Annotated in this window: 12 protein-coding genes; 8 read left to right on the top strand and 4 right to left on the bottom strand. The window is 49.4% G+C overall.

Annotated features, from left to right (window positions below):
• The first annotated feature begins 46 nt into the window (after positions 1–46).
• The 7 genes from HRU10_02930 (at position 47) to HRU10_02960 (ending at position 4,657) form a co-directional block, all read left to right on the top strand.
• Positions 47–586, top strand: a complete 540-nt coding sequence (locus HRU10_02930; protein NRA26185.1) for a hypothetical protein — start codon at positions 47–49, stop codon at positions 584–586.
• Positions 587–663: 77 nt separating this feature from the next.
• Entirely contained in the window at positions 664–2,115 is a 1,452-nt protein-coding gene (locus HRU10_02935) for a DUF4375 domain-containing protein (GenBank protein NRA26186.1), read from the top strand.
• A 78-nt stretch (positions 2,116–2,193) separates the two neighbouring features.
• Positions 2,194–2,805 (top strand): SMI1/KNR4 family protein, encoded by a 612-nt coding sequence (locus HRU10_02940; protein NRA26187.1) that lies wholly within the window; start codon positions 2,194–2,196, stop codon positions 2,803–2,805.
• 33 nt (positions 2,806–2,838) lie between these two features.
• On the top strand, positions 2,839–3,171 hold the full coding sequence (locus HRU10_02945) for a hypothetical protein (GenBank protein NRA26188.1): 333 nt from the start codon (positions 2,839–2,841) through the stop codon (positions 3,169–3,171).
• 52 nt (positions 3,172–3,223) lie between these two features.
• Complete coding sequence (locus HRU10_02950; protein ID NRA26189.1) at positions 3,224–3,688, top strand: hypothetical protein; 465 nt, start codon at positions 3,224–3,226, stop codon at positions 3,686–3,688.
• A gap of 394 nt (positions 3,689–4,082) precedes the next feature.
• Positions 4,083–4,424 (top strand): PIN domain-containing protein, encoded by a 342-nt coding sequence (locus HRU10_02955; GenBank protein ID NRA26190.1) that lies wholly within the window; start codon positions 4,083–4,085, stop codon positions 4,422–4,424.
• Entirely contained in the window at positions 4,421–4,657 is a 237-nt protein-coding gene (locus tag HRU10_02960; GenBank protein NRA26191.1) for a toxin-antitoxin system HicB family antitoxin, read from the top strand. The genes HRU10_02955 and HRU10_02960 overlap by 4 nt, the downstream gene beginning before the upstream one ends.
• Positions 4,658–4,944: 287 nt before the next feature.
• Here HRU10_02960 and HRU10_02965 read toward each other — a convergent pair whose 3' ends face one another.
• On the bottom strand, positions 4,945–5,811 hold the full coding sequence (locus HRU10_02965; GenBank protein NRA26192.1) for a transglutaminase family protein: 867 nt from the start codon (positions 5,809–5,811) through the stop codon (positions 4,945–4,947).
• 106 nt (positions 5,812–5,917) lie between these two features.
• On the opposite strand from HRU10_02965, the gene HRU10_02970 reads away from it, so the two are divergent.
• Positions 5,918–6,763: a hypothetical protein gene (locus HRU10_02970; GenBank protein ID NRA26193.1), complete on the top strand. Its 846-nt coding sequence runs from the start codon at positions 5,918–5,920 to the stop codon at positions 6,761–6,763.
• Positions 6,764–6,772: 9 nt separating this feature from the next.
• Here HRU10_02970 and HRU10_02975 read toward each other — a convergent pair whose 3' ends face one another.
• The 3 genes from HRU10_02975 to HRU10_02985 all read right to left on the bottom strand — a co-directional run.
• A complete protein-coding gene (locus tag HRU10_02975; protein NRA26194.1) occupies positions 6,773–7,876 on the bottom strand; it encodes an alcohol dehydrogenase catalytic domain-containing protein in 1,104 nt (367 codons plus the stop codon).
• A gap of 12 nt (positions 7,877–7,888) precedes the next feature.
• Complete coding sequence (locus tag HRU10_02980) at positions 7,889–8,563, bottom strand: zinc-binding dehydrogenase (GenBank protein NRA26195.1); 675 nt, start codon at positions 8,561–8,563, stop codon at positions 7,889–7,891.
• A gap of 72 nt (positions 8,564–8,635) precedes the next feature.
• A partial coding sequence (locus HRU10_02985) for a UPF0236 family protein (GenBank protein NRA26196.1) occupies positions 8,636–9,136 on the bottom strand: 501 nt, incomplete at its 5' end.

Consider the following 9,136-nt stretch of genomic DNA (forward strand, 5'->3'; position numbering starts at 1 on the left):
GGACGCCGCTGCGCGGCGCCAGTTACCTTAGACGTTCTGAAAATATATGATATTCGAATCATCACTAGCGTTAATCGCTTTCATTTCCGTCGTCTTCGGGATTGCGGGATCGCCTTACAAGGACGGTAAGATCACTAAAACTGGAGTAGGAGTTCTCACTGTTGCTTTTGCTGCTCTCGTCCTGTCGATTGCGAAAAGTTATCAGGATAGCAAATCGTCGGAAAAGAAAGACGCGGACATAGCAACGATGCATTTACAGCTCAAAGGACTAAAGGGTGATGCAGAGAGAATTCACAAGGCTTCCTCTCAAGCGTCGGCTGAGACTGCAAATTTGAAGGCTGGAATTAGGGCTATATTCGAGAGCATTCGTATCGAAAACGATAAACTCGTAGCAGATATACCAAACTCCATTCTCGTAAAAGACACAATCGGCCCTGGTATCCTAGTAAAGGAACACGTTAAAGTTCCAAAATACGAACTAGAGAAAAATATAGATAAATTTCAAAAACAAGTAGATGGACTTGAATCGAATCTAATGAAAAAGGTTCAAGATATAGAACATCTATTTACAATTATAGCAGAATAGAAAACATGATCAGAACAAAACGCAGCAGACAACGAGCGCAAGCGCTCGTTGTCTGTGCTTGGCGTTCTGCAAAAAATATGGACGGCATACCATCACAAGTTATTTGGATCATCGCGATCGGTCTCGTAGTGATAGTTGCAGTGGTCTTTTTCAAGATTCGTGGAGATCCACAATGGGGCTTTAAGGACGTTGTCAAGAATCCTGATTATTGGGATGCTGCCAGCCAAGCTCGTCGAGAAGCTGATGAGGCTGCCGAAGCGGCAAAGAATTGGAGTGGTGAACGGGTTGCCTCAGCGGCACGACATTTTGTCCTTGAGGTCTCGACCAGTAGAGAAGCTTGGGGTGAAGCCCAAATACTTCGAGAGCTAGGTCAGCGAACACATCCTGCAATTCTTAAGTTGCTCGGAGACGAAGATCTCTATGATCGGTTGGTGAAGCCAACTGGCGAAGACCTATTGCCTGAAGCACCATTCAACCGAGCCTGTGACATTTTGGGCGACGTGCCCCCCAAAGAGGCGGTTGCAGCATTGGCACCGTTTCTAAACGATCCTTCTGAACAGATAAGGAAGGATGCAGCATTGGCAATTGCCAAGACAGGCGCGGCCGAGATCATCCCTCATGTTCGGAAGGCATTCTCAGATACGGACGAGTATGTGCGCTCTTATGCCTTGATGGGACTGGAATTCTCATTGAACCGAGATGGATTGGCAGAGACCGTGCCGGGGGAGCTGTTTTCGGACGTTAAGCACCTTCTTGAGAAGGGGCACAATTCAGATAAGGCAGCGGATATCCTTTTCGGTTTCGACTCAGAAGAAGCGAAAGAATTCTTTCTTTCCTCAGAGGTATTCAGTGCAGATTCCCGTATCGTTCACGAAGTGTTGGAGACGTTGGCCAACGCCAAGGTGCCAGTTCAGAGAGAGCTCTTGCTCCGCTTGATCTCAGCGCTGGATACAAGCGATCTTGAGTATCCTCGGACATACGCACTTGGAGAGGCTCTTCGATTGCTTGGTCAGATGCAGAATCCTGAGGATCGCGAATTCTTGTCTGCGAGACTTACCCATTCCGAAGACCGAGTAGCTGAGGGAGCCGCTGCCGGGCTTCTCTGTTCGCACGGCCTCGAAGGGTTTGAGAAGCGGATATGGGAGTCCGAAGAGAAGTCGGGATACGATTCATTGCCAAAACATCAGAGATTTTACAGCGCTGTTTTCATGTTTGATGCCGAGATCAACAATGGTGGGTTGGCCCAGTATTTCTTGAACTCCAGCGCGGACAATTGGCGGGACGCCCTAGCTGGCCTTGAAGCGATGGGCTCCAAAGACCGCCTTGCCGTTGTGAGAGAGGCAATCTCACTTTTCGGATCTGATGGCCCTTCTGAGAATCGAGACAAGCGGCAGGATCAATTGAGCAAGCTCTACAGGAAGAATGATTCTATCTTTGATGCACTGGAGTCGCGTTACTACGATAGCGATGAGGTAGTCGAAGTTCTTGCAACAAGGTTTGTCCTCGCCAATCCCAACCGCTTCCGATGAAAACCAAAATGCAGAACAAGACGTGGGACATCAACGCGTTTCGCGCGTGAGCCCACTTAGACGTTCTGAAAATAAAACATGCCTAACAGTCTAGAAGACTTCGACCTCGACTCCTTTTGCAAACACAGCGAATATTCAGATGAATCGTATGTTGGCAGATTGCTAACTGACGAGATGGTTCAAGAGTGTGAGCAAGCAACAGGATACAAATTACCAGATTCCTTCATCGAACTCCTCAAGAATCAAAATGGAGGCATCCCAAGAAACACTAATTATCTTGCTTCAGAGAGCACATCTTGGGCTGAGGATCATATAGCTATCACCGGCATCTTCGGATGTGACTCTACTAAGACCTATTCGCTTTGCGGCGATCTAGGTGGTGAATTCATGAAGGACGAATGGGAATACCCAGACATTGGTCTCTATATCTGCGATTGCCCATCTGCGGGGCACGGCATGGTGGCACTTGACTACAGAAAAAGCGGAAAGCAAGGAGAGCCTTCGGTCGTTCACGTCGATCAAGAAGACGATTACAGAATCACCCATCTAGCTGATGACTTCGAAACTTTCATTAGAGGCTTAGTCCATGACGATGTTTTCGACACCTCAGAAGAAGACTTAAAGCTAGACTTGGAGAAGATTGAAAAAGGAATTTTTTCCAGCACACTGAGTGAATTGATAGCAAAATAGAATGATTACGACTTTGATTCCATCATCCGAAAGGTGTGTAAGGAACTCACGGTTGAGAAGGGGTATTTTGCGCTCCATTCAGACGAGTTATCAAACCTGATGTATGACATTCAATTCTACCTGTTGAGCAGAGGATCAAAACTGAAGAATGAAGAAGAATTCCTTAAGCGATATCCTGAGCTGATTGTCTTCGGCGATGGAACTTTTAGAACAGGTGGGTATGCACCAGACTTCGTTTCGGACTGGATAGCTAATAAGATGGCAAAGAATCAGATTATTAGGAAAGGTTTCCTCGGAGGCCTTTATTTCAGTGACGAATATCTGGCCCGCTTCCTCGATAATGAAACAATCAGAACCAGTCGATAGTCTCAATTCAGTGAAGCGCTCCGCGCTTCACTGAATCGAGACACCTCATCGTATGAAAGAAAATAAAAAGATACCATCCTACGAGGAAAATGGAATGTTCTTCACTCGGGTCTTTTCATTGGGTGCGGATAGGTTGGAAGCAAAGATAACAAAGAGATTGGAGTATCAGCAGGAGATCTCGTTTGAGTTGTCAAAGATCGATCCAGCATACTCGACAATCGTGACAAGAGATAAAACTATTCAGTCAGTTTTGGTTTTGGGGCTGCTGATTTTATTCGCGATTATTTTTGTTTGGATGATGATCAAATTTGAATTGAATACAGCCTCAGGAGGTAGCCTTTTTCTTGTTTATTTGACCATGAACGCCCTGTCATTTTTGACCATCAAAAAGGTTAAGTTTGTGACGTTTAGCTTTAGACAGGGAGGAGAGGCATTTTCCATCGGCGAGCAAGGTCCTGAAAAAGAAAGGTTTGAAGATTTCGTAGCTCAGGTTGCTACAAGTATCAAAGGAAAGTAAGTTAGTTAAGTCAGGCCACCTAACCAGAATACCGCGATTCGCGCTCCACTCAGGTAGTTGCCTTCTACGATTTGGATATGAATATAAGCTTTGCGACATGTAGCAGGTAAGACTAACAGGGAATAGATCGAAAAGTGAGCTGTCTCCTCTCACTCAAAGACCAGCTCTCAAAAGCGTATTCGTTGAAGACCTGGATCGCCGCCATTGCTCCGGCGAAGATAATAGACGTCCCGACAACAGTCTGTGCCCATCTGGGAAATCCGTGGTTAAATGGATCTTTACATCGCGCCCGCTTCGCTCGAGACAAAGAGGGGCAGAGAAATTAGGAAATAAGCATTTGCTAACAGATCATCCTCACCGCGCGGCTTCTGACGGTAGCCAACGAGTAGAAACAGTGCCGTTTCAACCCCAACATCCAACCCAAACCACCGGAAGACCATATCCAGCCGGCGACCCAGATGTAATCGCGCGTCCGTCTATAGTAGGCGGATTCAGTGAGGATGAGATTTCTTCGTTTCTACGGTATTATTGCAGTGTCTGTGATTTTCAGGAGTTCTTTTATCTTTGGCGGCCATGGCTGAAAGATCCGAAAGATGATATGGTGCTCGAATTGGCAGTGGCTGCGAATTGCAGTTATATAGTCACCCATAATTCGAGAGATTTTAAGGGGATTGATCAGTTCGGAGTCCGAGTAATTTCCCCATCAGAATTATTAAAATTAGGAGATGAATCATGAGCACATTAAGTCTACGCATTCCCGAATCGTTGCATAAGAGTATCAGGGAGTTATCCGAGTCCGAGGGCATATCTATTAATCAGTTCCTTACTAGCGCTGCGGCTGAGAAAATGTCCGCATTGAAAACGGTGTCATATCTGAAGGCAGAGGCTTCAAAAAGTAATCGTGAGGATTTTCTATCGGTTTTAGCGAAAGTACCGGACATTGAGCCGGAGCCGCATGATGCTATCTAAAGTGACAACCAGAATGAATGACTAGGCGGCACAGGACCTGAGAACCTGACTGATCCCTTTTTCATCATGGAAAACCCTAATAACTGTCATTACTCAGGCATAGAAAATAGTCGTCCCGACAGCAATCTGTGCCCATCTGAGAAATCCGTAGTTAAATGGGTGTTTACCTCGCGCCTGCTTCCCTCAATGAGCGGAGGAATACGGAATTAAGCCATTACTACTGATTTCCCAACCGCATCGCTGTCTGAAACGAAACTGAGGCTTGTCTCTCCCCGAGGAGGGGCATGTCAGTTCATTCGCTCGATCTTTACCTCGACTTCCATTTTGCCTGTGGAGGCACCCATGTAAGCTCCAGACAAAGGGCGTGCGTCGGCATAATCACGACCACGCGCGACGGTGACGTAGCGCTCATCGATGAGGCGGTTGTGCGTGGGATCTAGAGCGATCCATCCAAAACCAGGAAAACACACCTCAACCCAGGCATGCGAGGCCAATGCACTGAGGGTTTCGATGTCATTCATCTGATCTTCTATAAATAGATAGCCCGAGACATAGCGGGCAGGGATTTTGAGTGCGCGGCTGACACCGAGAAACACGTGCGCGTAATCCTGACACACACCACTACCGCCCTCCAGAGCCTCGACGGCACTGGTTTTTACTCGTGTGGAAGCTGGGTCGTAATTGAGGTGCTTGTAGACTGAATCGAGGATAGCTATCACCTCTTCCCAGAGGTTGGCCTGACCGTCGGCCGCATCGATCCCTAGCTTCCAAAGATCCGGGTGCTTGGGCACCAGCTGTGTCTCAAGCAGAAATTCCCAAGTTTCCTGACTCATGAACTCACCCGCGTGATCTTCGGCGCGACCAGACATGCCTCGGAGTTGCGTCTCCATATCCAGTTTGGGTGGATACGTCTCGACTTCTGACTGAGCGATGACGCAGAGACTAGAATGTGCCTCGACTACCTCAAATGTATCCACGGTATTGAGATAGAAATCGACGTGCTGACGCCGACTGCCGGCAGGAACGACAGCTAATTGATAGGCCAACAAGGACTGGTGCCGATCCACGACGGGGCACAAGCGTGCTTCGTTGTAACTGTTGGTCGTAGCGGCAGAATATTCGAAGCGGGTTTCGTGGGAGATTTTAAGATGCATAGACTCTTGGACGCCCTTTTCAGCACAGCCGATTATTTTGCCGCATATAGAGATAATGCCAAGACGTGAATAAGAGAAAAGCTAACTCTTAGTCACCCGTGCCGTCATGACCTACATGCTGCATCGATTCCTGCTTCTGCTTGCCCTCATCCTCTCCAGCTGGACGACACTGTTATCCGGCGCTGAGAGAGTTTGGCTTGGGATGACACGAGCCGACCTGATACGTGAGATGGGCCAACCCACCTCATCTGTAGAAGGAAAGAGCCGAGAAATTCTGCTATTTGCCAACGGTGCAGAGATTCAGCTTCAAGATGGTCGCGTTAATCGCGTCGAAGGCATGTCCTTCGACCAGCAGCCTACAACGACAGACAGTATTCGCCCGACTCAAGGGCGCTCGACTCCAAAACCAAAACCCGAGCCCGAATCAATCACAGTCCCAGAGCCAGTTGCTGAGCAGCCGTCACCACCCCCAGTTGAAGCGACGGCTCAAGATCAACCACTCCCTCAGATCGACCTCAGCAATCTCAACCTCTGGTCTGAACAAATCGATGGAGATAATGATTCATACGAAGACTATGTTTACGCATACGAAGAGCTACCTCTCGGCTTTGTTCTCATTACGACATTTCTGATAGAGTTTATTGTATGTGCAGTCATCATCCGCATCGCTTTTGGCATGCAGGGATTTCCGACGCTCTTGCACCAAATCCTGACTATTTCAGTGATCCAGAGTCTGACACAAACTGGGCTTCTCTACCTGGCCGTCTATGCTCCATTTCTAACGATGTTTAAGGCCGATATCGCCCTGTCCTATCTGGCACTTATTACCGCGATTTACATGTTTTCGGACGTCAAACAGGTCGCTACTGCTATCAAAATCGCCGCTATGGCAAAAGTCGCTACCTGGGTCGTCGCCTACATCGCATTGATCGCCATCGTCGGACTGTTGTAACCACGTTGCTCAATCCCAATCGATGATGACCTTCAAGCTGTCTTTATCAGCGGCTCGATGGATGGCTTCAAGCATCTGATCGGGTTTGAAACGCTCGGTCTCATTGGTCATAAGGTCAATCTTGGGAAGTCTCCCCTCAGCCAACATGTCACGAGCGAGCCCGATACCATGCCAATTGGAGCCATGCGTGGCCTGATACACCTGGAGCTTGTAGTGGATGTCATTAATGAGATCGACCTCATGAGCGATACAGGGCTTACCGCCCGCACCTTTTACCCCGGCATGTCCATCCATCACTGTGCCATATCCCATGAGTTCGGTCGCCAGGCGATAGCCTGGCTCTGCTGGAGCATTCATCATAACGAAATGCGGCTCGTTGAATGGCTTACACTCTGCCAGTATCTTCTCGACAACGTCGTCTTCCCAAAGGACACCGACGACACGCTCATCTCCAAAATCGCGCAGCACACGCTCTAGGCGATCTTTGCCACGATTCACCAAAATAATCTTCCGCGCGTTCATCGCTTGAGCACATTGGAGAGCGTATGTGCTTTGCGATCCGGCGCCGATGAGGACAACGATGCGGTTTTCGATACAATTGTTCACCCGCGTCATCCCTTCCAGCCCACATGCGAGAGGCTCGAGTTGGCAGGCGTGGTCAGGACTAAACCCTTTAGGAAATTTGGCAATCGGACCCAGATCTACAAACCAGTCTGGCAACACCGCATGTGTGCGCGCAAATCCTGGAAACTCGTGACCTGTCGCCCACGTATCCGGGCAGTAAGTCCAATCTCCTGTGCCTTGATCGCCGCAGTAGATACAACCACGATCTCCGCAAGGAATATCGCAGTCGATACCGACTAGATCGCCCACCTCAAACTTTGTCACGCCCTCACCGATTGCGTCTACTTCTGCACTCACTTCGTGAAGGACAATGGCCGGCCACTCTTTGATTCGGGGGAGGCCCACGTTGTAAATCACCACATCCGATTGGCACACTGACGTGCGACGCACACGGACTCGGATTTCCCCGGGTCCAGGCAGTGGCATCTCTTCTTCAACTGCAGTAAAACTGCCGCCAGGCTTATCCAAATAATAAACTGTGTTCTTCATAGTAGAATTCAATTAGCTGACCTCAGGATGGATGAGGACTTTGGTGAAAAATTCTGAACGATCACGCATCATTTCGAGCGCACAGATCCCATCTTTGAGCGGAACAGTATACGTGATCAGTTCCTTGAGCTGGAGACGCCCATCCGCCATCGCTGCGAGCGTCGTGCGCCAGTCATCATCGTCGCCGTAAACTGTGTAGCCGGAGTTCCAAGTGCCGAGAATTTCCACTTCCCGCCGCATGAGCTGGGAAATCAATGCAGCTGGTATCGTGACGTCAGCAGCAGGATTACCCAGCATGACCACGCGACCCGACATCCGCACAGAATCGAGGGCTGCGTTGAATGTTGGCGGCACGCCTGCAGCCTCAAAGGCGACATGCACCCCACGTCCGTTCGTAGCTTTTGAGACCACATCCGCCGGTTTTTCACTACGGCTATCGTAGACGTCGGAAAAGCCTAGCTTTCGCGCGAGCTCGAGCTTCTCCTCAACGACGTCAAACAGCAGGACACGCGCGGCCCCCATAGACCGCACCCATTGGGCCAGCATCAAACCGATCGGACCCAGGCCAAAGATCGCGATGATCTCGCCGAGACGAACGCGCGCACGCCGCGCCGCATGGAGCGCTACGGCCGCCGGCTCGGTCATCGCTGCCTCTTCGAGGCTGACTCCTTCGGGAACTTTGATCAAATTCTGAGTGGGAGCTATTACGTATTCGGAAAAGGCACCATCACTAGGGTGCAATTGAAGTAACGGGGAGATCTAATTCTTGCTCCAGTATTCATCCCATTGCTCATTGGCTCTTAGCGTTCTGGCTTGAGCGATGATTTGGGCGTTTTCCTCATTCCAGGATGCGCCGGGTATTTTCAGGCGAGCTTGGATAACGTGTTTGTGCCCACTTTCGATCAGTCCAGAGCCGATGGGTAACCCTTCAGCCAAACTTCCTGCGTAATCGAGCTGATCGAGTCGGTTACTCAGATAGCGATGGGCTGATAGGACGGGGGTTGAAGTTTCGTCTTCCTTGGAGCCCTCCAGAAATGGTTCTAGATCCGCCAATACGCGCTCAACACGGTTGCTTCTGAGTCGGTTTTTCTGGGTTGTGAACCATCGGGCTTTGCCGGAGCAGCTCGGCTCGGCCGCACTGAGGTACTCACAGACGTGATAAAAATCCACTAAGTAGCGCTGGGGGCTTAGGTTCTGTTGAGCTTGTTTTTGGATCCAAGGAGCACCGTCGCCCAGACAGTGAATCCGCGTATTGAGGCC

The organism is Opitutales bacterium, from assembly GCA_013215165.1.
GTDB lineage: Bacteria > Verrucomicrobiota > Verrucomicrobiia > Opitutales > JABSRG01 > JABSRG01.

Bases quoted from the DNA above. Each gene is read 5' to 3' on its own strand.
- HRU10_02930 (NRA26185.1), top strand. From the start codon at position 47: ATGATATTCGAATCATCACTAGCGTTAATCGCTTTCATTTCCGTCGTC.
- HRU10_02935 (NRA26186.1), top strand. From the start codon at position 664: ATGGACGGCATACCATCACAAGTTATTTGGATCATCGCGATCGGTCTC.
- HRU10_02940 (NRA26187.1), top strand. From the start codon at position 2,194: ATGCCTAACAGTCTAGAAGACTTCGACCTCGACTCCTTTTGCAAACAC.
- HRU10_02950 (NRA26189.1), top strand. From the start codon at position 3,224: ATGAAAGAAAATAAAAAGATACCATCCTACGAGGAAAATGGAATGTTC.
- HRU10_02960 (NRA26191.1), top strand. From the start codon at position 4,421: ATGAGCACATTAAGTCTACGCATTCCCGAATCGTTGCATAAGAGTATC.
- HRU10_02965 (NRA26192.1), bottom strand. From the start codon at position 5,811: ATGCATCTTAAAATCTCCCACGAAACCCGCTTCGAATATTCTGCCGCT.
- HRU10_02970 (NRA26193.1), top strand. From the start codon at position 5,918: ATGACCTACATGCTGCATCGATTCCTGCTTCTGCTTGCCCTCATCCTC.
- HRU10_02975 (NRA26194.1), bottom strand. From the start codon at position 7,876: ATGAAGAACACAGTTTATTATTTGGATAAGCCTGGCGGCAGTTTTACT.